This window comes from Pseudomonas sp. SWRI111 (genome assembly GCF_014268555.1).
Lineage (GTDB): Bacteria > Pseudomonadota > Gammaproteobacteria > Pseudomonadales > Pseudomonadaceae > Aquipseudomonas > Aquipseudomonas hamedanensis.
The window spans coordinates 76,217-99,519 of record NZ_JABWQQ010000012.1 but is presented as its reverse complement, the minus strand read 5'-3'; the positions used below and the strand labels follow the sequence as shown (position 1 = coordinate 99,519).

The following is a 23,303-nucleotide window of genomic DNA, read 5'->3' as shown; positions in this document are numbered from 1 at the left end:
GTAGTTCGTCGGCCGACGATTATTAACATGGCTTGAGTGTGGCATTTCATAAGACCTATCCTTCCGGGCCAAAAGAACTACTTGCATGACTTTAGATACTCAACCCCTGAGTGTTATTGCCCGGTCGCTCGCCCTGAGCGCTCTGACGGAGGATTAATGGATTTCTGGACCCTTTTCCAGGTGTTGATATTAGGTGCGGTAGAAGGCCTGACCGAGTTCTTGCCCATCTCAAGCACCGGTCACCAGATTATTGTCGCTGACTTGCTTGAGTTCGGCGGCGAACGCGCCATGGCGTTCAACATCATTATTCAGTTGGGGGCCATTCTTGCGGTTGTCTGGGAGTTTCGTCCGAAGATCTTCGAGATCGTCAAAGGCTTGCCGACGGAGCGCAACGCACAACGGTTCACGATTAACTTGCTGATCGCCTTTTTTCCGGCGGTTATCCTGGGCGTGTTGTTCGCTGACACGATCCACGAATACCTGTTCAACCCGATCACCGTTGCCGTGGCATTGGTCGTGGGCGGCATCGTCATGCTGTGGGCCGAGCAGCGCAACCATGTCGTAAGCGTTGAGCACGTCGACGACATGCGTTGGTCCGACGCGCTGAAGATCGGTTTCGTACAATGCCTGGCGATGATTCCCGGCACATCGCGCTCCGGCTCAACCATTATTGGCGGCCTGCTTTTCGGTCTGTCGCGCAAAGCCGCTACCGAGTTCTCGTTCTTCCTCGCCATGCCAACCATGGTCGGCGCCGCCGTGTACTCCGGCTACAAATACCGCGACCTGTTCCAGCCCAACGACCTCCCGGTTTTCGCTCTGGGCTTCGTCACCGCGTTTATCTTCGCGATGATTGCCGTGCGCGGCCTGCTCAAGTTCATTGCCAACCACAGCTACGCCGCGTTCGCGTGGTATCGCATCGGGTTTGGCTTGCTGATATTGGCAACGTGGCTGTTTGGCTGGGTGAACTGGACCGCGGCTGCGGCGGCTTGAGGTGCAAGCCAGGCGGCCCAAGCCGCCTGACTGAATGACAGGAGGGCATCAACGCCCTTCGAGCAACGCCGCCGCCTGATCCAGCAGCGCCAGCGGATCCTTGGCCTTGTGAATGTCCACCGACAACAACTGGCGGAATTTACGCGCGCCCGGGAATCCGGTGCCCAGGCCCAGCACATGCCGGGTGATGTGATGCATCGCACCACCCGCCAGCAAATGCTCGGCTATATAAGGACGCAGCTGCGCCAACGCCTCGGCGCGGCTGATCACCGGCGCCGGACTGCCGAACAACTGCTGATCGACCTCCGCCAGCAAATACGGATTGTGATAAGCCTCACGCCCCAGCATCACACCGTCGAACGTCTGTAAATGCTCATGGCAGGCTTCCAGCGTCTTGATCCCACCATTCAACACAATCTCCAGCTGCGGAAAATCAGCCTTCAATTGCGCCGCCACGTCATAGCGCAATGGCGGAATGTCGCGGTTCTCCTTCGGCGACAAGCCCTCCAGAATCGCGATCCGCGCATGCACGGTAAAACTTGTACACCCGGCATCCTGCACCGTACCGACGAAATCGCACAGCTCGGCATAACTGTCGCGCCCATTGATACCGATCCGATGCTTCACCGTCACCGGAATCGACACCGCATCGCGCATCGCCTTCACACAATCAGCCACCAACTCCGGATGCCCCATCAGACACGCGCCGATCATGTTGTTCTGCACGCGATCGCTTGGGCAGCCGACGTTCAGGTTGACCTCGTCGTAGCCGTGCTCTTGCGCCATGCGGGCGCAGGCAGCGAGATCCAGCGGGACGCTACCGCCCAGTTGCAAAGCGAGCGGGTGCTCGGCGTCGTTGTGGCGAAGGAAGCGTTCGTGATCGCCGTTAAGGAGCGCGCCGGTGGTGACCATTTCGGTGTAGAGCAGAGCATTTTTCGACAGGAGACGCAGGAAGTACCGGCAATGGCGGTCGGTCCAATCCATCATCGGAGCAACAGAAAAACGGCGGGACAGTGGCGCGGGTGTGGCGGGAATAGGGGACATTGGGGGAACTACATCGGTGTGGCTGGGAGGTGGGGAGTTTATCAGGAATGGGAGGAGTGGGCTTGGGGCGGGAATGGCAGAGTGGGTTTACAGCGTCCGATTTCTGGATCTGCTGACCTTGCTCAACGTGCATTGGATTGAGCGAGACAAAACCGCGAGAGGATTGATAGCATGTGGCTATCAATATCCACATCCTTGTAGGAACGGAATCCATGTCGAAAAAAATCCATGCGTTAGTGCTTTGCCTGGGCGGTCTCGTGGGCGCTATGCAGAGTGCCGTTGCAGCTGACAACCTGTTCAAGAGCTACGGCTACGACACGCCAATCGCGAAATACACAGAGGCTGGCGGTTACTATGATTGCTCGTCAGAGGTGGGCGGGCCCGCCCGGTGTATTGATGACGTGGATTTCATTGATCAGAAATTCACCGCTGCCTTGGTATTCAGCGATGACAAGCTGATTATGGTTTCCCTATTCGCGCCCTATGAGCGTGAACTGTTCGGGCGTGCCATCGGTGCGCTGGCCAAGTCGTTCGGCCTGGTCGCACTGGCTGACGGCAAGTCCCTGCTGGATCTCGTCGATCTGGCGGCAAAAGCTAAAAACAAGGATGAGTACACCGCTAAACTCACCAACTACGAAAGTGTCGCTCTAAACGCCAATAATCTAACCTACTCGTTCATTGAGGGTGCCGCCTCGATCAAAGGGACACCTAGCGTTTCTGGTTTGATGGCAGCCGCGCCTGCGAATGTCAGGGGGGCTGATCTGATTGTCACGGGTGAGGGCGAGGAATCGGTCATCATGATCAAGTTTTCTTTCCCGAAACTTGACGAAAACAAGCTTGTTGAGCAGACCAAAAAACCGGTCGAGTCTTTCTAAGCTCGGTGCGCTGGCGTTTAACACGCTTCGCCAGCAATAGAAAGGGACAGATTTGTTGCTCATATTAGGAGATAAATGAATCTGTCCCCATTGCTTTCTCAATCAGGTAGTTACTGCAACGAATCACTTGGCCACCGTGGACCCTGGGCCTAATAGGGCACCGCTGTTTATCCTGCGCTGGACCTGAAACTCATCGATCAACTTCTGAACGCTCTCATGTCTGGGTACCCGTATTCCTTTACTACCTGACCCGGTTTTCTGAAGGTATCGGTCCGACAAATCATCGAGGCTTGAGCCTAAGGTGTAATCCTCAGCTTCTATCATGTCCTGGAGGCAGTATTCGATCGACCTCATCGCTTGGGAGAAAAGAATAATCCGAGTTTCAGCCAGGCCGGCTTTATACGGTTCCATCAACTGTCCTATCTCGGTACCTTTGTGATCACGACCTCCCCAATTTGAAATTTGAGCCGTGCCTTTGTCGACGTAACTTTCAATGCTTTCTTGCGAGAAGAACGCTCCTCCGCTTTTTTGAAAATACTCGTAGTGCTCGCGCTGAAGCCTATCCATAATCTTCTCAGGACCAAGGTTTATTTCCTTTGGGAGAATGCTAGTGCCCGCGCACAACGCGATACAAACTTCATTAAGCTTCTTCAGAACCTTGCGGTCAGGGTGTTCACCTAAAATTTCTTGCATGATGCTCACGAACTTAGGGCTGAGACCAAGATTATTATAATGAGCCGCAACAGTATCGATCTGACCAGTAGATTGCCTATTCAAAATATCGATAGCTTTTGCATCAAACCTCCTATTGGATGATCCGGTGTCACTCCCATCATCCCCTTTATAATACTTTGCATCATAGGATCCCTTGCCAACCTGATGTGTTGCCGTTTTTTGAATTGCATTATCCAACGTCAGAGAGCTGGCCTTAGTTTTGTCAATTTCAGATAGGTAGTCGCAAGTGATCTGAACATATTTGGTGAATAAAAAGTAGTGCCTGGCCTTTTCTTTCACATGATGCTTGCAATACATCTCGCAAGAGGCCGCTGAAAATGGCATTGCTGCTGGTTCCAATCTTTATGCGGCTAAATTTTTTTGCCTCTCGGGCAGTTGTGGATAATATTTTTTGTCCTTTAACATAAAATCCGCTCATAGCGCTCCCATCGATCAGATTTAGTAAAGTTAGCATGATTAAATATCAAGTAATGTAATCCATGCCACCTGATGTTCTACATTAAAGATTTAGGATTATAGACTTGGCTCGAAGTTATTCCAGTTTGTAGTCAAATTTAGCCTTTCACTTGGCATGGTTTCGACTCCTTTCGAGAAAAAACACAAGCAAAGTACCGGTAATTCCTCTGTCAGGCAGTCATTACGGCTTGCTGGAAATCGCTAAAAAACGAAGAAGTTACCGTGAATCAGGCCATCCGGCTGGGACGCTATTTCTGCGTTCGGTATGGCGCTGTCGCCCTCAGCTCAGAAGATGCTGAACCGGTGCTGTCGACCAAGCAAATTTCATGTTGGCGCGCCCGGTACGGGCGCAGGATGCTCGGACAAGACCGTCGCTTTTCATCCAGAGGGGAATCGTGCGATGAACGTTCATGTCGTCAGGGTGCTGTTGATTGCTGCAGCGGTATCGGTGCTGAGTGCTTGTTCAGGCGGGGCAGGCCTGACCACGACCAGTTGCTTCTCCGGCGACTGCCTGTCGCCGCAGAGCCGTAATGCCAATACGTTGAACTTCGGCGGCAACAATATCGGCAGCAGCCTGAATCAATACAGCTCCGGCATGCTGCACGACGATTAGCCTTTACTGCGCCGCAGGCACGGCGATCCACTCACTCAAAGCCTTCTGGTACTTACCGGTGACTTTGCTCAAATGCAGCCACTGATCGACATACAGTTTCCAGCTGATGTCATCGCGCGGCAGCAAGTAAGCCTTTTCGCCGTATTGCATGTACTGATGCGGATTGACCGCGCACAAGCCGGGTTTTAGCTTCTGCTGATACAGCGCTTCCGAGGCGTCGGTGATCATGACGTCGGCCTTGTTGTCGAGCAGTTGCTGGAAGATCGTTACGTTGTCGTGCAGGGCCAGTTGTGCCTTGGGCAGGAAGGCGTGGACGAAGGCTTCGTTGGTGCCGCCGGCGGGTTCGACCAGGCGTACGTCCGGCTGGTTGATCTGGTCGATGGTCTGGTACTTGGATTGGTCGGCGCAGCGCACCAGCGGGATTTTGCCGTCGGTGTCGAGGGTGTTGCTGAAGTAGGCTTTTTTCTGCCGTTCCAGCGTGACCGAGATGCCGCCCATGCCGATGTCGCATTTGCCGGCCTGCATGTCGGGCATCAGGGTTTTCCAGGTGGTTTGCACCCATTGGACTTTGACGCCGAGGCTGTCGGCCAATGAGCGGGCCATGCTGATGTCGATGCCTTCGAAATCACCGTCGGTGCGCTTGAAGGTGTAGGGCTTGTAGTCGCCCGTGGTGCAGACGCGCAGTTGGCCTTGTTGCTGGATGCGGTCGAGGTGGCTGGCGCTTGGCTCGGCGTGGACGCCGGTGGCCAGGGTCAGCAGAGCGCAGGCGATCATCGTGCTTTTTGGTGTTGTCATGGAGATCGGACTTCTGAGAGGGAAGGTGGCCCAGTGTAGTGAAAGCCCTTCCCGGGTGTCATCCCGGCTCCGGACTCAATGTACCCAGCCACGCCACCAATGCCACGACCAGCAGGGCCGTGACCAGCTCCACCACCAGACTGCGCCTCAACGCGGTCGCTGCGATGAGGTGTTGACCGTCGCGTAACGAGCGCTCCAGCAACGGTCCAAGGTGAAAGCGATTCAACGCGGCGAGCATCAGCATTGCCATAAACAGCAGAACCTTGATCGCCAGCAGCAGCCCATAACTGCCAGGCAACAGCCGCGGGCCGACGATGAACAAGTAGTTCACCACGCCGCTGATCGTCAGGGTCAGCACGATCACTGCGCCCATCCATTCGAAGCGCTTGACCGCCTCGGCCAGCCGCCGAATATGGGTGTCACCGACCCGCCGCGCCATCAGCAGCAACGCCAGCATCGCGCCCAGCCACGCTCCGGCCGCGAGCAGGTGCAGAATGTCGCTGAGGAAATGCCAGAATCGCACCGCCCCTTCATCCATCGCGCCGTGTCCGCTCCAGGCCAGAGAGGCGAGGGCGACTGCACTGGCGATCGAGGCACTCCACCCACGCGGCCGGAACAGCACGATGATCAGCGCCGTCATCCGCAGCGCCCACGCCAGCCCGACATCCGTCTCCAGGAGCATCATTTGCAGATGCGGCCAGAGCGCCGCGAGCTGCGTTTCGCCGCTCATGGTGCGGGTCATCATCACCAGCCCTGCGACTGACAGCAGTGCCCCGATCAACGCCATCCTGCGCAACAGCGGTTGAAACCGCAGCGCCGCATTAACGTTGTACAGCCCGAACAAGGGCAGGCCGAACAACAGCAGCAAATCTACATACAGCGCGAACCGCAGGACGATGTTGGCCAGTTCATCCATCGCTCACTTCACTTTGAACGTGACGTTGCCGGTGATTGGGTGCGTGTCGGATGACACCGCGCGCCACTGCACCTGGTAGGTCCCAGCAGGCAATGGCGCGAGCGGGGTGATCAGCATGGTTTTCGGGTCGCTGCCGGCACTGACTTTGGCTTTCATCGGCATCGGCGGGTGGGCCATGCCGGGCATCTCGGTCATGACCAGTTTGGCGCCGGAAAACTGTGTGACGAGGTTTTCCGAGAAGCGCAGCTCGATCTTGCCGGGGGCGGCGCCATCCGCGCCTTCGGCAGGGGTCGATGACAGCAGTTTCGGGTGGGCCTGGGCGAGGCTGCTCAGGAGCAATCCGCTGGCAAGCAGGAGGTGGGTGATCAAGGTGCGCATGCAAGTCTCCGGTTTGTTTTTAGAGGGAAATCAGAACCACATCCGCACGCCCAGGACGAGGCGCGCTTCACTGCGATCCTCGCCTTCGTCGCGGGCGTAGTCGGCGGTGTTGCCGTAGGTGCGGTTCCACGTCACGCCGATATAAGGCGCAAATTCGCGGCGGATTTCATAGCGCAAACGCAGGCCCGCCTCGGTGTTGGACAGCCCGGAGCCAATGCCTCGCTGCGGATCGTTTTTGCCGTAGACGTTGAGTTCGGCGGTCGGTTGCAGGATCAGCCGGTTGGTCAGCAAGATGTCGTAATCGCCTTCCAGGCGCACCGCACTCTGGCCGCCCTCACCGAGAAATGCCGTGGCTTCGGCCTCGAAGTTGTACAACGCCATGCCCTGCACGCCGAACGCGGCCCAGGTTTGCGGGGCTCCGGGTTTGAAGTCCTGACGCACGCCGCTGACCACGTCCCACCACGGCGAGATCGCATGGCCCCAGAGCGCCTGAATTTCCGCGTCTTCGGTCTTGCCGTTGCTGCGCTCGCCTTCGGAACGCAGCCACAGCCGGTCGATGTCACCGCCGATCCAGCCGGACAGATCCCAGGCCAGAGCACTGCCGTCGTCGGCGTCCTGCCATTCGAGTTTGTCGGCGAGGAAATAGCTGTTGATGACGCGGTCATGTACCTGATGGCCGCCGGGACTGGTGAACACGGCAGCGCGGTCGGCGTCGGTCAGTGGCGGGATCGGCGTGCGGCTTTCGGCGGGCGCGGCGGGCTGCATCATGCCGTCGTCCATGCTTTGCATGGCCGAATGGTCCATGCCGGGCATCTGGCTGTGGTCCACGCCATGCATGTCGCTGGCGGCCAGGGCTGGGGCGCCGATGAGCAGCAGGGAAAACGCGCTGAATCGAGTCATGGTCGGTCCCCTCATTCTTCCACCCGCACTTCGCGAAACATGCCCGTTTCCATGTGATACAGCAGATGGCAGTGATAGGCCCAGCGGCCGAGGGCATCGGCGGTGACGCGGTAGCTGCGGCGGCTGCCGGGCGGCATGTCGATAGTGTGTTTGCGCACCTGGAAATTACCGTTTTCGTCTTCCAGGTCGCTCCACATGCCATGCAAGTGAATGGGATGGGTCATCATTGTGTCGTTGACCAGCACCAGACGGATACGCTCGCCGTACTTGAGCAGCAACGGTTCGGCGTCGGAGAACTTGATGCCGTTGAACGACCAGGCGAATTTCTCCATGTGCCCGGTCAGGTGCAACTCGAGGGTGCGGCCCGGGTCGCGGCCGTCCGGGTCTTCGAAGGTGCTGCGCAGGTCGGCGTACGTCAGCACGCGACGGCCGTTGTTGCGCAGGCCAAGGCCGGGATCGTCGAGTTTTGGCGCGGTGGTCATGGCCTGCATGTCCACCAGCGGATTGTCTGTCTCGCTGGCCGGATGCGATTGCATCGGCCCCATGGCCGAGTGGTCCATGGCGCTCATGTCCATGCCGCTGTGGTCCATGCCGGCCATGCCCATGTCGTCCATGCTGACCAGGGGACGCGGGTCGAGCGCGGGCACCGGCGCGGATAATCCGCCGCGTGTGGCGAGGGTGCCGCGCGCATAACCGCTGCGGTCCATGGCTTGGGCGAACACGGTGTGGGCGTCACCATCAGGCTCGACGATCACGTCGTAAGTTTCGGCTACCGCGATGCGCAATTCGTCGACGCTGACCGGTTTGACGTGCAAGCCATCGGCGGCCACCACAGTCATTTTCAGCCCCGGAATGCGCACGTCGAAGTAGGTCATCGCCGAGCCGTTGATCAGGCGCAGGCGCAGTTTTTCGCCAGGGCGGAACAGGCAGGTAAAGTTGTCATCGGGCGCCTGGCCGTTCATCAGAAAGGTGTACGTGGCGCCACTGACGTCGGCGATGTCGGTGGGGTTCATGTTCATTTGCGCCCACATTTTGCGATCGGCGACGGTGGCGCCCCAGCCTTTTTCCCCGACATCATTGATGAAGTCGCCGACGGTGCGTTTGTGGAAGTTGTAGTAGTCGGACTGTTTTTTCAGGGTCTTCATCAGGCTGGCCGGGTCTTCGTCGGTCCAGTCACTGAGCATCACCACGCAGTCGCGGTCGTACTGGAAGGGCTCCGGCTCCTTGGCCTCGATCACCAGCGGTCCGTAGACACCGGCCTGTTCCTGAAGCCCGGAATGGCTGTGGTACCAGTAGGTGCCGTGTTGCCGAACCTTGAATTGATAGACGTACACGCCGCCCGGTTCGATGCCATGGAAACTCAGGCCCGGCACACCGTCCATGTTTGCCGGCAACAAAATGCCGTGCCAGTGAATCGAGGTGCTGGCCGAGAGCCGATTGCGCACCCGCAGCGTGACGGTGTCACCTTCGCGCCAGCGCAGCAGCGGGCCGGGCAGGCTACCGTTGATGGTCATGGCGGTACGCGGGGAACCGCTGAAGTTGACCGCGGTTTCGCCGATAAACAGCTCGAACTGATTACCGCTCAGCTCGTTGAGCGGCCCGGCGCCGTTCAGCGCCCAGACTGGCGTGCGCCACAGGCCGAGGCCGCCGAGCAGGCTGCCGGCAGCAAGGCCTTTGACGAAGGTGCGGCGAGACGTGGTGGAAGACATGCGCTGGAAGTCCTTGTTTGACCCATGACGGGGAGGCTAACCAGTGCCAGCTTTCAGTTGGCTGAGGGGGGGATTACAGTTTTGTCAGTTTCGCGATGGCCTTTACAGACCCAGACCTTGCTGTACTACCTGCAGCAAGTTGTTTTCCGTCAGGGCAATCGCATCCAGCTCCTGCCCGGTTTCAACGGTCTGCAACCACCAGTGACTTTCGCCATGTTCATCCACCGTGCGCAGCAACGACTGATCGCGCTCTGGCACCTTGATCTGCACGCGGCCGCAGCCGTCCTCGGTAAACCGCGCGATCGGATCAAAGGTCAGGCTATGGTGGTTGGCTTCGATCACCAACTGATCGATGGCGTAATCATGGGATTCGCCATCCGGTGAAGTCTCGCAAACGTGCGTAGGAATTCGCCGAATCTTCAGTCCTACCTCGGTGACTGGCTGTAGCCAGGCCTCGATGCGGTGGTACAAGGCGTACACCTGAGCAGGCCAGCAATCTACCTCAAGCGCAGCGCAGGTACGGTCGTCGGCCTGGGTGTGCCGGGTTTGTTTGAGTTTGGCGGCGAGTTCGTCTGCTTTACTCATTTCGGTTCCCTTGTTGGATGTCTGCCTGTTCAGCGTAGACCTTTGCACGGCGCAGAGCCTTGCCTTGCGTCATGCGCTTGCAATACAAGCGTGTCGAAATCAGCACTGGCCAAGTCTGGCCGGCAACGACAACCACGGACGCTGGCGTCCCAAGGAACGGGTACATGAAAAAGCTGTTTACAATTTTGACAGTGATCGCACTGACGATCGGTAGCATCGGCATCAGTTCGGCGCGTCAATCGCAATCCAGAGTGCAGGCGGAATCGGTGGCGGGGGTGTTCGACTACTACCTGTTGGCGCTGTCCTGGTCGCCGACTTTCTGCCTCACTCACAAAGACGATGCGCAGTGCACCGGCAAAGGCTACGGCTTCGTCCTGCACGGCCTGTGGCCACAATATGCCGGCGGCGGCTGGCCGCAATCCTGCCCGCCGCTGACCCGATTGTCGGCCGCCGAGACCAACAAGGGGCTGACGCTGTTTCCAACGAAAAAACTCCTTGATCACGAGTGGTCCAAGCACGGCACCTGCAGTGGCCTCGGCGCGATGGGCTATCTGGACAAATCCGACCAGGCCGTTGCGGCGGTGAACGTGCCGGCAGAACTGCAACCGTTCAGTTCTTCGTACTACTTCGAGGCGCAAGAAATTGCCGAGCTGTTCCGCAAGGCCAACCCGGGCATCCCGGCAGACGGCATTGCGGTGATTTGCAGCGGCCCGCAGCTGTCGGAAGTGCGGGTGTGCATGGACAAGGATTTGCAGTTCGGCGCGTGCGGCAAAGGCGTGAAGAATCAGTGCCGGGCGGGGGACATCCGGGTGCCCCCGGCGCGGTGAGCCATGGGTAACGGCCAATCAAAACAGGCGCTCATCTGAGCGCCTGTTTTTTTGCGTGCGCCAGGCATGGCGCGTTGCGCGTAAGCGCAACCAGCTTGGCTGTGGTGGCCTCGCTGGTGACTTGGAGGTGCAAGTCCTCTACACACCCGGCAAGGGGAAGTGTTAGCCAGAGGCAAGGGTGTCGCGGGTGACCGCGAATCTGAAGGAAGCCCGAGGCAAAATGCTGGCCTGACGAACAGGAAGCGGATTAGGCGGCGTAGCGGGGTAAGACGGCGCATATCGTCAAAGCCCAATACTTGCACGGAACGCTACGACGTAGATCCGACAGGCATAAGCAGGAAGGTCGCGCGAATTACCCTGGGAGATCTGTACGTTTGCCATTGTGCTACCGGGCGTCGAGAGGCGACGGGATGAGCGTGCAGAAGTCAGCCGAAGCCGTAGTAAGTGACGAATAACCCCGTCACCAAGGGCCGAACAGGTTATGCCGCCAGTAGGCGTCAGAGTCTCGTTGAATACCGAAATGCAGAAATTTCTCCCAGAGAAGACTGTTACTCCGAGTCCCGGACAGAATCCGAGGATGACGGCTGACAGCGCACAGGTATCGGCGGCGTCTGTGACGTGGACGAACGCGGAGCCGGACACGTTGATGGCGCGGGTGCTTGCACCCGCCAACCTCAGGCGTGCGTATCAACGCGTAGTCAGCAACAAGGGCGCGCCGGGTGCCGACGGCATGACGGTCGACCAGTTGGCAGGCTACGTGAAACAGTATTGGCCGACTCTCAAGACTCGGTTGCTGGCCGGCGAGTATCACCCACAAGGTGTACGTGCCGTTGACATCCCCAAGCCCAAAGGCGGGACAAGACGGCTGGGTATCCCCGGCGTCGTGGATCGTCTGATCCAACAGGCTCTGCTGCAACAGCTCACGCCGATCTTCGACCCTCTGTTCTCGGATTACAGTTACGGCTTTCGTCCGGGTAAAAGCGCTCATCAAGCCATCGAAACCGCTCGTACCCATGTGGCGGCAGGTTACCGTTGGTGCGTGGAGCTCGATCTGGAGAAATTCTTTGATCGGGTCAATCACGACATATTGATGGCCTACATCGAGCGTCAAATCGAAGACAAGCGTGTGCTCACGCTGATCCGTCGTTACCTCGAAGCGGGAACGATGTTGGGCGGACTCGTCAGCCGACGGCAGGAGGGGACGCCGCAAGGCGGCCCACTCTCGCCGTTGCTGTCGAACATCCTGCTCAACGAACTCGACCGCGAACTGGAACGGCGGGGCCATCGTTTCGTGCGCTATGCCGATGATGCGAACATTTACGTGCGTAGTCGTCGTGCTGGCGAACGAGTGTTGGCAGGCGTTGAGCGTTTCCTGAGTCAGCGCCTGAAACTGGTGCTGAATCGGGAAAAGAGCCGCGTGGCAAGGCCTTGGTTCTGCGATTTTCTGGGCTATGGGATGAGCTTGCATCGGCAGCCGAGGTTAAGAGTGGCGACGATGAGTCTGGGTCGCTTGCGAGACCGACTCAGAGATTTGCTGCGTGGAGCGCGGGGTCGAAAGTTGTCGGATGTCATCGAGCAACTAAACCCTGTACTGCGCGGCTGGGCCGGTTACTTCAGGCTCAGTCAAAGCAAAGGCGCCCTTGAAAACCTTGATGGATGGATACGTCGAAAACTTCGTTGTGTCGTGTGGCGCCACTGGAAGCTGCCCTCTACGAGGGCTCGCAACTTGATGCGTCTTGGGCTCAACGAAGCCCGGGCCTGTCACTCGGCCTCCAATGGCCGAGGCCCTTGGTGGAACTCGGGAGCATCCCATATGAATCGGGCGCTGCCCAAGAAACAATGGGATGCGCTGGGCCTTATCTCAATACTGGATACGATCAATCGGCTTAGCCGCATAACCTGAACCGCCGTATACGGAACCGTACGTACGGTGGTGTGAGAGGACGGCGGATGTAAATCCGCCTCCTACTCGATCTGAAGGTTTGAAGCGCCTGCAAATTCACGCATGCTGCGCGCCCTAAAGGATCTTCACGTCACACCGCAAGGAGCTGTTCATGAGCGGAAAACCCGCTGCCCGCGTCACCGACCCCACCGTCTGCCCGTTGCCGGGACACGGCACCAACCCGATCGTCAGCGGCTCGCCAAATGTCAATTTCGATGGTCTGGCGGCCGCGCGAATAGGAAGGCATGATTTCAGGGATGCTCAAGTGCGCTTTGGCTGAAGACCAAGATTTCTCGGTCGGCAAAGGCATTCGATTCTCTGCATTCGGCTTGATCAGATCCGACAAAACTGAAGCCAATAGCGCGAAATTCTCCTACTTCACCCGGGCGTTCATTAGCGAAACTTCCAGCGACCGAAGTTCAGAAAGAAACCTGACAAATGTGGAGATGAACAACCTTCTCTCCAACAAAACCCAAGTCCCCTGCAAAGTCGTCATCACCGCCTACGGCTACAAACCCTACTACTCAAACACCATGAACATCCCCACCGCCGACCTGCTGCGGGAAATCAACAAACCCGAATAACCCACCGGGGGATCTCAGGCAAATCCCCCCGCATCCACCCCCAACTCCCCGCGCAAAAACTCCACCAGCCCACGCTGCAACGCACTCAACACTCCCTCGCGGCTGACCAACGCCAGTTCCGTCGGCGCCAACTCAGGCAAGTCCGTACACAGCTGATGCTCCGGCAGCACCGCCGAGACCGGCAGCACTGAAATCCCCAATCCCGATGCCACCGCCGCTTGAATCCCGGTCAGGCTATGGCTGCCGAACGCTACCCGCCAGGGTCGCTGGGCTATATCCAGCAGGCGAATCGCTCGCTGCCGATACAGGCAGCCTTGGGGAAACAGCGCCAACGGCAGTACACCGCTCGACGTATCGAACTCGGCGCCTTTGACCCACACCAGCCGTTCCGGCCAGGTCGCCCACGCCGGGCCGCTGTCGGGTTCGCGTTTGATCAGGGCGATGTCGATATCGCCGGCATCGAGGCGTTGGCGCAAGTCGAGGCTCATGCCGCTGAGGGTTTCCAGGCGTGCCTGCGGATGGCTGCGGGTGAAACCGGCGAGGATCAGCGCCATGCGCCGGGCGTCGAAGTCCTCCGGCATGCCAATGCGCAGCACCTCCAGGTCGACCTCGCTGGCCAGCGCTTGCGTGGCTTCGGCGGACAGCGCGAGCAAGCGGCGGGCGTAGTGGATTAGCAGTTCGCCATGTTCGGTGACGGCGACGTTCAGCCCGGTGCGGTCGCGCAGCAGCAAAGCATGGCCGACCAGATCCTCCAGTTTTCGCACCTGCTGGCTGACCGTCGATTGGGTGCGGTGTACCCGTTCGGCGGCTCGGGTGAAGCTGCCTTCGTCGACCACGCAAACGAAGGTTTTCAGCAATTCCAGATCCAGCATGGCGGTGTTCTCGATATTGGTTTTGCAACTGACAGTCGTCTGTTTATTTAATTTCACGCTATCACCGGTCGCTCATAAGCTGAAACCCTCACCACCGAGGAACCGACCAATGACCCTGACCAACACGCCACGCCCCGAATGGCTGACCTTCGATTGTTACGGCACGCTGATCCAGTGGGATGAGGGCCTGAAGGCCGTCGTCGGGGAAATCCTCAGCGAGAAGGGCGAGCACCACGTCGACGCGAACCAATTGATTGAAGTGTACGACCGTCACGAACACCGTCTCGAACAAACCCCGCCGCATCGTTCGTTTCGCGAGCTGAGCAGTCTCGGTCTGCAATTGGCCCTGGAAGAACTGGGTTTGCCGAGCCTGGCCGAAGACAGTCAGCGTCTGGCCGCCGCAATCCCGAAGATGCCGCCGTTTGCCGAAGTGATCGAGACTCTCGCGCAGCTCAAAGCCATGGGCTTCAAACTGTGTATCGTCTCCAACACGGATGACGCGATTATTGCCGGTAACGTCGCGCAACTCGGCGGCCATATCGACCGTGTGATCACTGCGCAACAGGCCGGCGCCTACAAGCCCGCGGCCCGGCTGTTCGACTACGCTCATGAGCAATTGGGCGTGACGCGCGATGAAACAGTGCACATCTGCGCCAGTCCCATGCTCGATCACACGGCAGCGCGGGACATGGGCTTTCGCTGCGTCTGGATCGATCGCGGCACCGGTCGTCAGTTGTTGCCGGACTATCGCCCCGACGCAACGCTGAGCGCGCTTGATCACGTACTGCCCCTGTTCAAATCCCTCGGCTGGATGTAAGGAGAATTGCCATGGCGCACACCTTGAGCGACAGCGTTCGGCCCCGGTCGACATCGACACTCAACCTTGAGACCGAGGCAATCGTCACCGCCCGTCACGAACTCGCCGCGTGCTTTCAATTGGCGGCGTTGCATGGACTGGAGGAGGGCATTTGCAATCATTTTTCGGCGATGCTGCCGGGGCATGACGAGCTGTTTCTGATCAACCCGTACGGCTACGCATTTGCCGAAGTGACCGCACAGAATCTGCTGGTCTGCGACTTCGATGGCCACGTGGTCGACGGCGCGGGCGAACCCGAGGCGACAGCGTTCTATATCCATGCGCGTCTGCATAAACAGCTGCCTCGGGTGAAAGTCGCCTTCCACACGCACATGCCGCACGCCACCGCGTTGTGCCTGCTGCAAGGACCGCCGCTGTTGTGGTTGGGGCAAACCGCGCTGAAGTTTTATGGGCGCACAGCGGTGGATGAAGATTACAACGGCCTGGCGCTGGATGAGTCCGAGGGCGACCGCATCGCCGGGGTCATGGGCGATGCCGATATCCTGTTCCTGAAAAACCACGGTGTGATCGTCGCCGCGCCCACTATCGCCCAGGCTTGGGATGATCTCTATTACCTGGAACGCGCCGCGCAGGTGCAACTGCTGGCCATGGCCACGCAGCGCGAATTGAAACCGGTGCCCCACACGATCGCGCAACGTGCCTGCGAGCAAATGCGCGCGAGCGATGCGCAGAGTGCCCAGGCACATCTACGCAGCGCGATGCGTCGACTGTGGCACAACTGACTGGCGTTGAAGCAGCCACAAATAAATTGGCAAACAGCGATCATCCAAACGGACAACGCGCCGATATAACTGGGCGGGAGGCGGGCGTTTGCCCCGTACACCCCGGTGGGCTACGCTCACAAACATAAGGGTTTCGGGCTCGCGCCCCTGTCGTACCTGCCCAGGACATGCTTTTGCCTATCTCCCCTCAAGATCCGCATCAGGCCCCCGGCGCGCTCAAGCGCCTGCCCCTGCGCAAAGCGGCGGTGCTGTTTATCGTTGCCGTGAGCCTGTGCCTGTGCGGTCTGTTGTATCTGCAACTGGAGCAGTCGCGGCGTCAGGACCTGGCGGTGGCGCAAGTGGCATCGAGCAACCTGACGCGGGCGATGGCGCAGCAGGCCGAGGACACGATCATGGCGGCGGACCTGGTGCTGACCAGTCTGGTCGACTGGATTCAGGACGATGGTTACGGCGCCGCGCAGAGACCGCGTCTGCAGAGGGTTTTCGCCCGCCGCGCGCAGCAGCTGGAGCAACTGCACGGCCTGTTTCTTTTCGATCGCGAGGGGCAATGGGTCCTTACGTCCTTCGCCGATCTGCCCCGTGGCAACGGCGTGGCCGATCGCGAATATTTCAAGTTCCATCAGCAGAATGTCTCGACCGTGGCCCACATCGGTCCAGCGATTCGCAGTCGCGAGAACGGCGAGTGGATCATCCCGGTGTCCAGGCGCATCAACGACCGCGTCGGCAATTTTCAGGGCGTGCTGCTGGCCGGTATCCGGATGTCCTACTTCGACCGGTTTTTCAAAAGTTTCAGCCTGGACGACAGCGGCATCATGTTTCTCGCCTTGACCGACGGCACTTTGCTTGCCCGAAGGCCTTTCGACGAATCACTGATCGGCACCTCGGTGGCCCACGGCGAGATCTATCAGAGCCTGCTACCGAACGCGACGGCGGGCACGGCAATGCTCGAGTCGGTGGTCGACGGCGTTACCCGGTTGTATGGCTATCGGCAACTGGCTTCGTATCCGCTGGTGGTGTCCGCGGCGACTTCGCGCGAGACGATTCTGCAGGGCTGGTCGGAGCGCGCGTTTCAGTCCAGCGTGATCGTTGCGTTGGTGATCCTTGGGGTGGGGCTGTTCGGTTGGGTGTTCATCCATCAAGTGCGCAACGGTGAGCGCATTGAAAAAAACCTGCGCAAGGCGCAACGGGCGCTGGAGCAGATCGCGACCCATGACAGCCTCACTGGCCTGGCCAATCGGCGCTTGTTCGAGCGCTCGCTGGAAATCGAATTTGCCCGCTGTGCACGGCAGGTCAGTCCGGTCAGCCTGATCATGCTCGATATCGATTTTTTCAAGCGCTACAACGATGCCTACGGGCATGTCGCCGGCGATCAATGCCTGGCGCAAGTGGCGCAGGTGGTCAAGACGTGTTGCCAGCGCAAGTCGGACCTGGCGGTGCGTTACGGCGGTGAAGAGTTTGCCGTGCTGTTACCGGACACCGACATCAACGGCGCGCTGGCGATTGCCGGGCAGATTCGGCGCAGTGTGATCGACAAACACATCGTCCACAGTGGTTCGCCCACCGGATATCTCACCGTGAGCCTGGGCTGTTATTCATTTATCCCGAACGGTAACGACAGCCTGGAGATGTTTATCCGGCGCGCGGATGCGGCGTTGTATGAGGCAAAAAATGCCGGCCGCAACAGGGCGGCGGTGTTCTCGCCGGAGGAAGGTTTTGCCGCGCTGATGCGCTCGGATCGCTGATCTTTGAAACAACACATTCCAACTGTGGGAGCGGGCCTGCTCGCGAATGCGGTGTGTCAGCTTGCATCATTATTGACTGACAAATCGCTTTCGCGAGCAGGCTCGCTCCCACAGTAGATTTTCTTCGTTTACAGGCTACTTGGGATGGCTCTTGTTCGTTCAGCCGCCCGTGCCGCCACCCGCACCGCCTGTGCCACCGCCGGCCGAACCGGTGCCGCCGCCCGCGCCCGAGCCGGAACTGCTGGCGCCGCCATTGGTGCCTGTCCCGGTGCCCATCCCAGTGCCTGAGCCGGTACCCGATTTGCTGCCGTTGTTCGAGCCGCCAGACCCGCTGCCACCGGAAGGCGAGCCCGGCGTATTGTCCGGCGGCATGGTCGAGCCGCTGGTGGCGCCGGACTTGGTGCCGGTGGCGTCGGTGCTGTCATTGGCGGCGAAGGTTGCTGCCGAACCCGCAGCGAGCAGACCGGCGAGCAATACCGAAGTGAGTGTGCGCATAGTCATGGTGCATCTCCTGATAAAGGGATTACCTGATGTTGGTCTGGCGTGCTGAACCCTTGGTGCCGGGTGAGTGACGAGTGGTCGATGGCGATGCCGGTGGCCTACTGTTCTTGCGCACAATTGGCTATTTGCCGAACCACGGCCCGGGGCTAACGTAGCCGCACATTCATTCGCAACCCCGGAGCCACAGATGCAGCCTCGTACCGATTTCTACACCGCGTCCCCTGATGCCCTGAAAGCGATGATGGCGCTGGAAACCGCTGTCTCGAAATTGCCATTGGAAAAAAGCCTGATCGAGCTGGTCAAGCTGCGCGCCTCGCAAGTCAACGGCTGCGCATTCTGCATCGACATGCACACCAGCGATGCGATCAAGGACGGCGAAACCCCGCGTCGCCTGTTCGCAGTGACGGCATGGCGCGAAGCGCCGTTCTTCAGCGATCGCGAACGCGCGGCGTTGCTGTGGACCGAATCGCTGACGCAACTGAGCCTGACCCATGCCCCGGACGAAGATTACGACATCGTCGCCGCGCAATTCACGCCCAGGGAAATGGTCGATCTGACCGTTGCGATCAACACCATCAATGGCTGGAATCGTCTGGCGGTGGGCTTCCGAAAACTGCCCCAGGCCTGAAGCCGGAACGCTGGTGTCCCTTGTGGGAGCGGGGTTGCTCCCACAAAACGGGGCAACTGCTCATCCTTGTAATCGGTGCTGGACGAGGGCGACCCAATAGGCCACGCCCATGGGCATGATCTCGTCGTTGAAGTCATAGCGCGGATTGTGCAATGAGCAGCCGCGTTCGGCCGAGCCGTTGCCGATCCAGATGTAGGCGCCGGGTTTGCGTTCGAGCATGAAGGCAAAGTCTTCCCCGGTCATGCTCGGTGCCACTGCGGTGCCGACGTTTTCCCGACCGGCCACGGCACTGGCGGCGACCACACAGTGTTCTGCATGCTCGGTGTTGTTGATCACCGGTGGCGATCCGAACTGGAAAAATTCCAGCGATGCACGCACACCCATTGCGGCCGCCAGTTGTTCGACCAGCTCGGCCATTCGACGCGACGCAATGTCGCCAGCGGCAGGGCGGAAGTAACGCAGGGTGCCGGTAAGGCGGGCCGTGTCGGGAATGATGTTGTGGGTATGCCCGGCGTGAAACTGGGTGATGCTGAGGACCAGTGCGTCGGCCGGGTCGATATTGCGCGAAACGATGCTTTGCAATGCCGTGACCAAGTGTGCCGCCGCCAGCAACGGGTCAGCACCTTGATGGGGAATCGCCGCATGGCAGCCGCAGCCGCTGACGACAATTTCGAAGGGCTTGGCACCGGCCATTGCCGCACCGTGATGCACCACGAAGCGGCCGGTTTCCAGACCTGGCCAGTTATGCAGGCCGTACACGCATTCGGTGCGGAATCTGTCGAACAGGCCAGCGTTCATCATTGCCTTGGCCCCTGTACCGATTTCCTCCGCCGGTTGAAACACCAAGTGGACTTTGCCTGCGAAGCGGCGATCTGCCGACAAGCGGCTGGCGGCGCCCAACAGCATCGTGATGTGGCCGTCATGACCACAGGCATGCATCCAGCCGTCATGGCGTGAGCGGTGGGCAAACGTGTTTTCCTCCTGGATGGGCAGTGCATCCATGTCGGCGCGCAGGGCGATCTCGATGCCGGGCTGCTCGCCTTCGATAGTCGCGACTACACCGGTCCCGCCAATGCCCATATGAGGCTGAAGGCCGAAACTGCGTAGTGTTTCGGCGATGAAAGCGCTGGTCTTGTTCTCGGCGAAACCCGCCTCTGGATGCTGATGCAACCAGCGACGCCAGCCGACCATACGTTCTTGCAGCGCTGAATCCGTTGCGATTGCCATGTTGCTGTTCCTGTCCGCAGTGATCTGAATCGGTAGCGCATCCGCCAGATCGCCGGTGGACGCAGTTGTGCACGCTTGACCTGGCGCGGACCTAATGGCCCGTCAGCCCCGCCTTGAGGCGCAGCAGGGCATCACGCATGACAGATGGCTGATGCACCAGGGCAAGGCGTACGAAGCCATTTCCGGGGTTGCTGACGTTGCTGTCGGCGTGACACAAATAGCGTCCGGGCATTACCTGCAAACCCTGCTCGGTCCATAATCGGCGCGCTGTCGCCTCACCATCGGCGACGGCCAGCCAGAGGAAAAAACCGGCGGCGGCGCGCTGATAACCAGGCACCTGGGCGAGGCAATCATCGGCCATGTCCCAGTTGCGTTGCAGCGCTTGCTGTTGCTGCTGCACGTGGACGTCGTCCTGCCACAGAGCGGCCGAGGCCGCACACGTCGGCCAAGCCAGCGACACCCCACAGGCGCGATTGAAACCGGCGTAGGCGGCAACACTCTGTGGGTCGCCGGCAATGAAACCACTACGCAAACCTGGCGCGGCGGAGCGCTTCGACAGACTGTGCAGCACCACGTACGGACAAGGCGCGACCGTGCCGGCCTCGACCAGACTCAGATAGCCGGGCGGCGCGCAATGCCAGGCCAGATCCGTGTAGCACTCATCGACCAGTAAACTGGCCTGGGCCTGGTGGGCCCGTCGGCTGATTGCCGCCAGCGTATCGGCGGCGAGGATGTTGCCCAGCGGATTGCCGGGATTGCACAACACCAGAGCGGCGGCGCTGTCGCCGGCCAATGCCAGTTGGGCAGCAAGATTCGCCTCCAGTTGCCCATCGCTCAGATCGTAGAACAGGGCCTGCGCGCCTGCGGCTTCGGTGGCCGCGACATACGTGGGATAGAACGGATTGGGCAACACCACTACCGGCGCCGCGACGCCCCGTGCCCGCGCACGGCTGACCGCGAGGGCGATGCACGTGGCGATCGCCTGCTTGGTTCCCGGGGTGGGTTCGATGGCAATCGAGCTGCCGAGGCTGGCGGCGATGCCAAAGCGGCGCTGCAACCAGTGACTGTAGGCCTCGCGCAGTTGCGTCGTCGCGGCCAGCGGCGGATAACGGGTCCACTCCTTGAGTTCAGACAACGGTGCCAGCAGTGGTGTCGGGTCGCCCAATCTGCTTTCGCCCAGGTGCAGGGCGATGACCGGCAAGCCAGGCGCTGGCGGCAGGCCATCCAGCAGGCCGTGCAGCCTGGCGAAAGCATTGCCTGCGGCGTTCATCGGCTGAGCTCTCGGACCAGGTCGTTGAGCGCAGTTTTCGAGCGCGTGCGCTCGTCGACGTATTTCACGATTACCGCACAGGCCAGCGATACGCCGGGCAGTTTCGGGTCGGCGCGATTACCGGCAATCACTACCGCGTTGGCCGGCACCTCGCCGAAGCGCACTTCGCCACTCGCGCGGTCGACGATTGGCGTCGAAGCACCAAGGTAGACGCCCATGCCGATCACCGCTCCGCTGCGCACGATGACACCTTCGGCGACCTCGCTGCGGGCACCGATGAAAACGTTGTCTTCAATGACCACGGGGTTATCGCCGATGGGTTCAAGCACGCCGCCCAGGCCCACGCCACCTGAGATATGGCAGCGTGCGCCGACCTGGGCGCAGGAACCGACCGTCGACCAGGTATCGATCATCGTGCCTTCGCCGACGTATGCGCCAATGTTGATGAAGCACGGCATTAGCACGGCGCCCGGGGCAATGTACGCCCCGGCCCGGACGACCGCTCCGGGGACCACGCGGATGCGTGCGTCACGAAACGCTGCGTCGTCCCACTGTTCGAATTTGAGCGGCAGTTTGTCGTAGCTTTTCGGCCGTCCGGGGTTGGTTTCGCCCACGGCATTTTCGCGGGTCAGGAAGGACAGCAGAATCAGCTTCTTGACAAAGGTATCGCAGATCCACTGGCCGTCCTGCGCACGTGCTGCGCGCAGTTCGCCACGCTCCAGCGCGGCAAGGCCGGCTTCGATGGTCGGCACCAGCGCCGAGAGTTCTTCCGGCGTCAGCTGCGTACGCCGCTCGAACGCTTCTTCAATCAATACACGGTTACTCATTTAACGCACCTTGTGGGAGTTGAAGACGTTAACGGGATGCCATTGAACCGGGCCGGTGTGGTCCTCAAAAGTCTCGGCCCGACGTATTTCGACGACATCGCCAGCGTCGGTCAGCATCAGTTCTGCCGGACGCAACCGACCGTTGTAGGTAAAGCCCATGGCATGACCATGAGCGCCGGTGTCATGGATCAGTGCGAGGTCGCCGATGCGCGGTGTCGGCAGCGGGCGATCCTCGGCGAACTTGTCGAAGTTCTCGCACAGTGCGCCGACCACATCGAACACGCCTTCGGCGCGTTGACCGGCGAAGGGCAGCGTCAGGTGGTGGTAGGCGCCATACAGCCCAGGGCGCATCAGCGCCGACATCGAGGCATCAAGGCCGACAATCTCCCGCCCTTTGCTGCAGCGGTTGATGACCCGAGACACCAGCACCCCGTGGGGACCGCTGATGTAACGGCCCAACTCCATCAGCAGCTTGGGTGTGTGGCGCGGGAATGCCTGTTTCAAACTGCGTTTCAGCGCCTCGGCATAGGCGGTGAGGTCGAGGGCCTGGTCGTCGATCCGGTAGGGAATGCCCAGGCCACCGCCGATATTGATGTATTCGAGTTCGATGCCTGCCTCGCGGGCCACGCGCGCGCCGACCTCGATGACCTGCACGCCGGCCTGCACGGCGGCCTCAAGCGACAGCTCGTTGGCACACATCATGCCGTGGATACCAAAACGTCGGGCACCGCGATCGCGTGCCTGGCGATAGCTCTGAATCAGTTCGGCCTCGGGAACGCCGAATTTCGATTGCCGGGCATTGCCCATTTGTGACGACCGGGCGATGACGCCATGGGGCGACACGCGAAAGGCAACGATATCCGGCAAGGTTGCCACTCGCTCGAGCATGCTGCGGTCGTCAAAGGTAATCAGGGCGCCGGCCTGCAGCGCCATCTGGTATTCGCTGAGTGAAGTGTTGTTGGAGGTGAACACAACGTCGTCACCCCGCGCGCCCAGTCGTTCGGCCAGCATCAGTTCGACCGGTGACGAGCAGTCCAGCCCGCTGCCCTCCTTGAGCAGCAAAGACAGGATGGCCGGAGTGGGAAGCGCCTTGACCGCGAAGTACTGACGAAACGCGCTGTCGGCGAAGGCTTGCGCCACGTTTCGATGAGTCTGGACGATGGCGCGCTCGTCATAGAGATGAAAGGGCGTCGGGTAGGTCTTCGTCAGCTCATCGAGTAGCGGTAACAAACGTCGGGCGAAGCTTTCGGATATTGGCACGGCGGTTTCTCCTCGCGGCGCAGGCGTG

At 59.9% G+C, this 23,303-nt stretch carries 24 protein-coding genes and 1 pseudogene; 11 read left to right on the top strand and 14 right to left on the bottom strand.

Annotated features, from left to right (window positions below; translation table 11 throughout):
* Positions 1 to 156 precede the first annotated feature (156 nt).
* Positions 157 to 990 carry an undecaprenyl-diphosphate phosphatase gene (locus HU755_RS15645; protein ID WP_186634200.1) on the top strand — a complete coding sequence of 278 codons (834 nt, stop codon included), beginning with the start codon at positions 157 to 159 and terminating at the stop codon, positions 988 to 990.
* Positions 991 to 1,038: 48 nt separating this feature from the next.
* Here the strand turns inward: HU755_RS15645 and dusA are convergent, their stop codons facing one another.
* Positions 1,039 to 2,034 carry a tRNA dihydrouridine(20/20a) synthase DusA gene (gene dusA / locus HU755_RS15640; RefSeq protein ID WP_186634197.1) on the bottom strand — a complete coding sequence of 332 codons (996 nt, stop codon included), beginning with the start codon at positions 2,032 to 2,034 and terminating at the stop codon, positions 1,039 to 1,041.
* Between the two features lie 173 nt (positions 2,035 to 2,207).
* Here dusA and HU755_RS15635 point away from each other — a divergent pair, with 173 nt between their 5' ends.
* A complete protein-coding gene (locus tag HU755_RS15635) occupies positions 2,208 to 2,909 on the top strand; it encodes a hypothetical protein (RefSeq protein WP_346655436.1) in 702 nt (233 codons plus the stop codon).
* 123 nt (positions 2,910 to 3,032) lie between these two features.
* Here HU755_RS15635 and HU755_RS15630 read toward each other — a convergent pair whose 3' ends face one another.
* On the bottom strand, positions 3,033 to 3,968 hold the full coding sequence (locus HU755_RS15630) for a hypothetical protein (RefSeq protein WP_186634194.1): 936 nt from the start codon (positions 3,966 to 3,968) through the stop codon (positions 3,033 to 3,035).
* A gap of 532 nt (positions 3,969 to 4,500) precedes the next feature.
* Here HU755_RS15630 and HU755_RS15625 point away from each other — a divergent pair.
* Positions 4,501 to 4,713: a hypothetical protein gene (locus tag HU755_RS15625; RefSeq protein ID WP_186634191.1), complete on the top strand. Its 213-nt coding sequence runs from the start codon at positions 4,501 to 4,503 to the stop codon at positions 4,711 to 4,713.
* Between the two features lie 3 nt (positions 4,714 to 4,716).
* Here the strand turns inward: HU755_RS15625 and HU755_RS15620 are convergent, their stop codons facing one another.
* The 6 genes from HU755_RS15620 to HU755_RS15595 all read right to left on the bottom strand — a co-directional run bounded on the left by HU755_RS15620 (position 4,717) and on the right by HU755_RS15595 (position 9,996).
* Complete coding sequence (locus tag HU755_RS15620) at positions 4,717 to 5,508, bottom strand: transporter substrate-binding domain-containing protein (protein WP_186634188.1); 792 nt, start codon at positions 5,506 to 5,508, stop codon at positions 4,717 to 4,719.
* Between the two features lie 58 nt (positions 5,509 to 5,566).
* Positions 5,567 to 6,424 carry a copper homeostasis membrane protein CopD gene (gene copD / locus HU755_RS15615; RefSeq protein WP_186634184.1) on the bottom strand — a complete coding sequence of 286 codons (858 nt, stop codon included), beginning with the start codon at positions 6,422 to 6,424 and terminating at the stop codon, positions 5,567 to 5,569.
* Positions 6,425 to 6,427: 3 nt separating this feature from the next.
* A complete protein-coding gene (gene copC, locus HU755_RS15610) occupies positions 6,428 to 6,802 on the bottom strand; it encodes a copper homeostasis periplasmic binding protein CopC (RefSeq protein WP_186550474.1) in 375 nt (124 codons plus the stop codon).
* Positions 6,803 to 6,832: 30 nt separating this feature from the next.
* Positions 6,833 to 7,702: a copper resistance protein B gene (locus HU755_RS15605; RefSeq protein ID WP_186634181.1), complete on the bottom strand. Its 870-nt coding sequence runs from the start codon at positions 7,700 to 7,702 to the stop codon at positions 6,833 to 6,835.
* 11 nt (positions 7,703 to 7,713) lie between these two features.
* A complete protein-coding gene (locus HU755_RS15600) occupies positions 7,714 to 9,411 on the bottom strand; it encodes a copper resistance system multicopper oxidase (RefSeq protein ID WP_186634178.1) in 1,698 nt (565 codons plus the stop codon).
* Positions 9,412 to 9,513: 102 nt separating this feature from the next.
* Entirely contained in the window at positions 9,514 to 9,996 is a 483-nt protein-coding gene (locus tag HU755_RS15595; RefSeq protein WP_186634175.1) for a hypothetical protein, read from the bottom strand.
* Between the two features lie 164 nt (positions 9,997 to 10,160).
* Here HU755_RS15595 and HU755_RS15590 point away from each other — a divergent pair, with 164 nt between their 5' ends.
* The 4 genes and pseudogenes from HU755_RS15590 (at position 10,161) to HU755_RS15575 (ending at position 13,349) form a co-directional block, all read left to right on the top strand.
* Entirely contained in the window at positions 10,161 to 10,823 is a 663-nt protein-coding gene (locus tag HU755_RS15590; RefSeq protein ID WP_186634172.1) for a ribonuclease T2, read from the top strand.
* A 481-nt stretch (positions 10,824 to 11,304) separates the two neighbouring features.
* On the top strand, positions 11,305 to 12,726 hold the full coding sequence (ltrA, locus tag HU755_RS15585; RefSeq protein ID WP_186634170.1) for a group II intron reverse transcriptase/maturase: 1,422 nt from the start codon (positions 11,305 to 11,307) through the stop codon (positions 12,724 to 12,726).
* A 151-nt stretch (positions 12,727 to 12,877) separates the two neighbouring features.
* Positions 12,878 to 13,006 (top strand): annotated as a pseudogene (locus tag HU755_RS15580) (PAAR domain-containing protein); the annotation flags it as partial.
* A 16-nt stretch (positions 13,007 to 13,022) separates the two neighbouring features.
* Positions 13,023 to 13,349, top strand: coding sequence for a hypothetical protein (locus HU755_RS15575; protein WP_238350005.1), 327 nt, complete (start codon positions 13,023 to 13,025; stop codon positions 13,347 to 13,349).
* Positions 13,350 to 13,363: 14 nt separating this feature from the next.
* Here HU755_RS15575 and HU755_RS15570 read toward each other — a convergent pair whose 3' ends face one another.
* Positions 13,364 to 14,221, bottom strand: coding sequence for a LysR substrate-binding domain-containing protein (locus HU755_RS15570; RefSeq protein ID WP_186634333.1), 858 nt, complete (start codon positions 14,219 to 14,221; stop codon positions 13,364 to 13,366).
* A gap of 109 nt (positions 14,222 to 14,330) precedes the next feature.
* On the opposite strand from HU755_RS15570, the gene HU755_RS15565 reads away from it, so the two are divergent.
* From HU755_RS15565 to HU755_RS15555, 3 genes are all read left to right on the top strand, one after another.
* The gene (locus tag HU755_RS15565) at positions 14,331 to 15,038 is read left to right on the top strand and encodes a haloacid dehalogenase type II (protein ID WP_186634164.1); all 708 of its coding nucleotides are present in this window, start codon (positions 14,331 to 14,333) and stop codon (positions 15,036 to 15,038) included.
* Between the two features lie 11 nt (positions 15,039 to 15,049).
* On the top strand, positions 15,050 to 15,820 hold the full coding sequence (locus HU755_RS15560; RefSeq protein WP_186634161.1) for an aldolase: 771 nt from the start codon (positions 15,050 to 15,052) through the stop codon (positions 15,818 to 15,820).
* A 173-nt stretch (positions 15,821 to 15,993) separates the two neighbouring features.
* Entirely contained in the window at positions 15,994 to 17,562 is a 1,569-nt protein-coding gene (locus HU755_RS15555) for a sensor domain-containing diguanylate cyclase (RefSeq protein WP_186634158.1), read from the top strand.
* 159 nt (positions 17,563 to 17,721) lie between these two features.
* On the opposite strand, the gene HU755_RS15550 is transcribed toward HU755_RS15555, so the two are convergent.
* Positions 17,722 to 18,063, bottom strand: a complete 342-nt coding sequence (locus tag HU755_RS15550) for a hypothetical protein (protein WP_186634155.1) — start codon at positions 18,061 to 18,063, stop codon at positions 17,722 to 17,724.
* Positions 18,064 to 18,250: 187 nt separating this feature from the next.
* Here HU755_RS15550 and HU755_RS15545 point away from each other — a divergent pair, with 187 nt between their 5' ends.
* Positions 18,251 to 18,691, top strand: a complete 441-nt coding sequence (locus HU755_RS15545) for a carboxymuconolactone decarboxylase family protein (protein ID WP_186634152.1) — start codon at positions 18,251 to 18,253, stop codon at positions 18,689 to 18,691.
* Between the two features lie 60 nt (positions 18,692 to 18,751).
* Here HU755_RS15545 and HU755_RS15540 read toward each other — a convergent pair whose 3' ends face one another.
* The 4 genes from HU755_RS15540 to HU755_RS15525 all read right to left on the bottom strand — a co-directional run bounded on the left by HU755_RS15540 (position 18,752) and on the right by HU755_RS15525 (position 23,275).
* Positions 18,752 to 19,918: a M20 aminoacylase family protein gene (locus tag HU755_RS15540; RefSeq protein WP_186634150.1), complete on the bottom strand. Its 1,167-nt coding sequence runs from the start codon at positions 19,916 to 19,918 to the stop codon at positions 18,752 to 18,754.
* A gap of 91 nt (positions 19,919 to 20,009) precedes the next feature.
* Positions 20,010 to 21,188 carry an aminotransferase class I/II-fold pyridoxal phosphate-dependent enzyme gene (locus HU755_RS15535; protein WP_186634147.1) on the bottom strand — a complete coding sequence of 393 codons (1,179 nt, stop codon included), beginning with the start codon at positions 21,186 to 21,188 and terminating at the stop codon, positions 20,010 to 20,012.
* On the bottom strand, positions 21,185 to 22,015 hold the full coding sequence (locus HU755_RS15530) for a 2,3,4,5-tetrahydropyridine-2,6-dicarboxylate N-succinyltransferase (RefSeq protein ID WP_186634144.1): 831 nt from the start codon (positions 22,013 to 22,015) through the stop codon (positions 21,185 to 21,187). Before HU755_RS15530 ends, HU755_RS15535 begins: the two co-directional genes overlap by 4 nt.
* Entirely contained in the window at positions 22,016 to 23,275 is a 1,260-nt protein-coding gene (locus HU755_RS15525) for a diaminopimelate decarboxylase (protein WP_186634141.1), read from the bottom strand.
* Between the last annotated feature and the right edge of the window lie 28 nt (positions 23,276 to 23,303).

Bases quoted from the DNA above. Each gene is read 5' to 3' on its own strand.
- HU755_RS15645 (WP_186634200.1), top strand. From the start codon at position 157: ATGGATTTCTGGACCCTTTTCCAGGTGTTGATATTAGGTGCGGTAGAA.
- dusA (WP_186634197.1), bottom strand. From the start codon at position 2,034: ATGTCCCCTATTCCCGCCACACCCGCGCCACTGTCCCGCCGTTTTTCT.
- HU755_RS15630 (WP_186634194.1), bottom strand. From the start codon at position 3,968: ATGCCATTTTCAGCGGCCTCTTGCGAGATGTATTGCAAGCATCATGTG.
- HU755_RS15625 (WP_186634191.1), top strand. From the start codon at position 4,501: ATGAACGTTCATGTCGTCAGGGTGCTGTTGATTGCTGCAGCGGTATCG.
- HU755_RS15620 (WP_186634188.1), bottom strand. From the start codon at position 5,508: ATGACAACACCAAAAAGCACGATGATCGCCTGCGCTCTGCTGACCCTG.
- copD (WP_186634184.1), bottom strand. From the start codon at position 6,424: ATGGATGAACTGGCCAACATCGTCCTGCGGTTCGCGCTGTATGTAGAT.
- copC (WP_186550474.1), bottom strand. From the start codon at position 6,802: ATGCGCACCTTGATCACCCACCTCCTGCTTGCCAGCGGATTGCTCCTG.
- HU755_RS15605 (WP_186634181.1), bottom strand. From the start codon at position 7,702: ATGACTCGATTCAGCGCGTTTTCCCTGCTGCTCATCGGCGCCCCAGCC.
- HU755_RS15600 (WP_186634178.1), bottom strand. From the start codon at position 9,411: ATGTCTTCCACCACGTCTCGCCGCACCTTCGTCAAAGGCCTTGCTGCC.
- HU755_RS15595 (WP_186634175.1), bottom strand. From the start codon at position 9,996: ATGAGTAAAGCAGACGAACTCGCCGCCAAACTCAAACAAACCCGGCAC.
- HU755_RS15590 (WP_186634172.1), top strand. From the start codon at position 10,161: ATGAAAAAGCTGTTTACAATTTTGACAGTGATCGCACTGACGATCGGT.
- ltrA (WP_186634170.1), top strand. From the start codon at position 11,305: ATGCCGCCAGTAGGCGTCAGAGTCTCGTTGAATACCGAAATGCAGAAA.
- HU755_RS15575 (WP_238350005.1), top strand. From the start codon at position 13,023: ATGCTCAAGTGCGCTTTGGCTGAAGACCAAGATTTCTCGGTCGGCAAA.
- HU755_RS15570 (WP_186634333.1), bottom strand. From the start codon at position 14,221: ATGCTGGATCTGGAATTGCTGAAAACCTTCGTTTGCGTGGTCGACGAA.
- HU755_RS15565 (WP_186634164.1), top strand. From the start codon at position 14,331: ATGACCCTGACCAACACGCCACGCCCCGAATGGCTGACCTTCGATTGT.
- HU755_RS15560 (WP_186634161.1), top strand. From the start codon at position 15,050: ATGGCGCACACCTTGAGCGACAGCGTTCGGCCCCGGTCGACATCGACA.
- HU755_RS15550 (WP_186634155.1), bottom strand. From the start codon at position 18,063: ATGACTATGCGCACACTCACTTCGGTATTGCTCGCCGGTCTGCTCGCT.
- HU755_RS15545 (WP_186634152.1), top strand. From the start codon at position 18,251: ATGCAGCCTCGTACCGATTTCTACACCGCGTCCCCTGATGCCCTGAAA.
- HU755_RS15540 (WP_186634150.1), bottom strand. From the start codon at position 19,918: ATGGCAATCGCAACGGATTCAGCGCTGCAAGAACGTATGGTCGGCTGG.
- HU755_RS15535 (WP_186634147.1), bottom strand. From the start codon at position 21,188: ATGAACGCCGCAGGCAATGCTTTCGCCAGGCTGCACGGCCTGCTGGAT.
- HU755_RS15530 (WP_186634144.1), bottom strand. From the start codon at position 22,015: ATGAGTAACCGTGTATTGATTGAAGAAGCGTTCGAGCGGCGTACGCAG.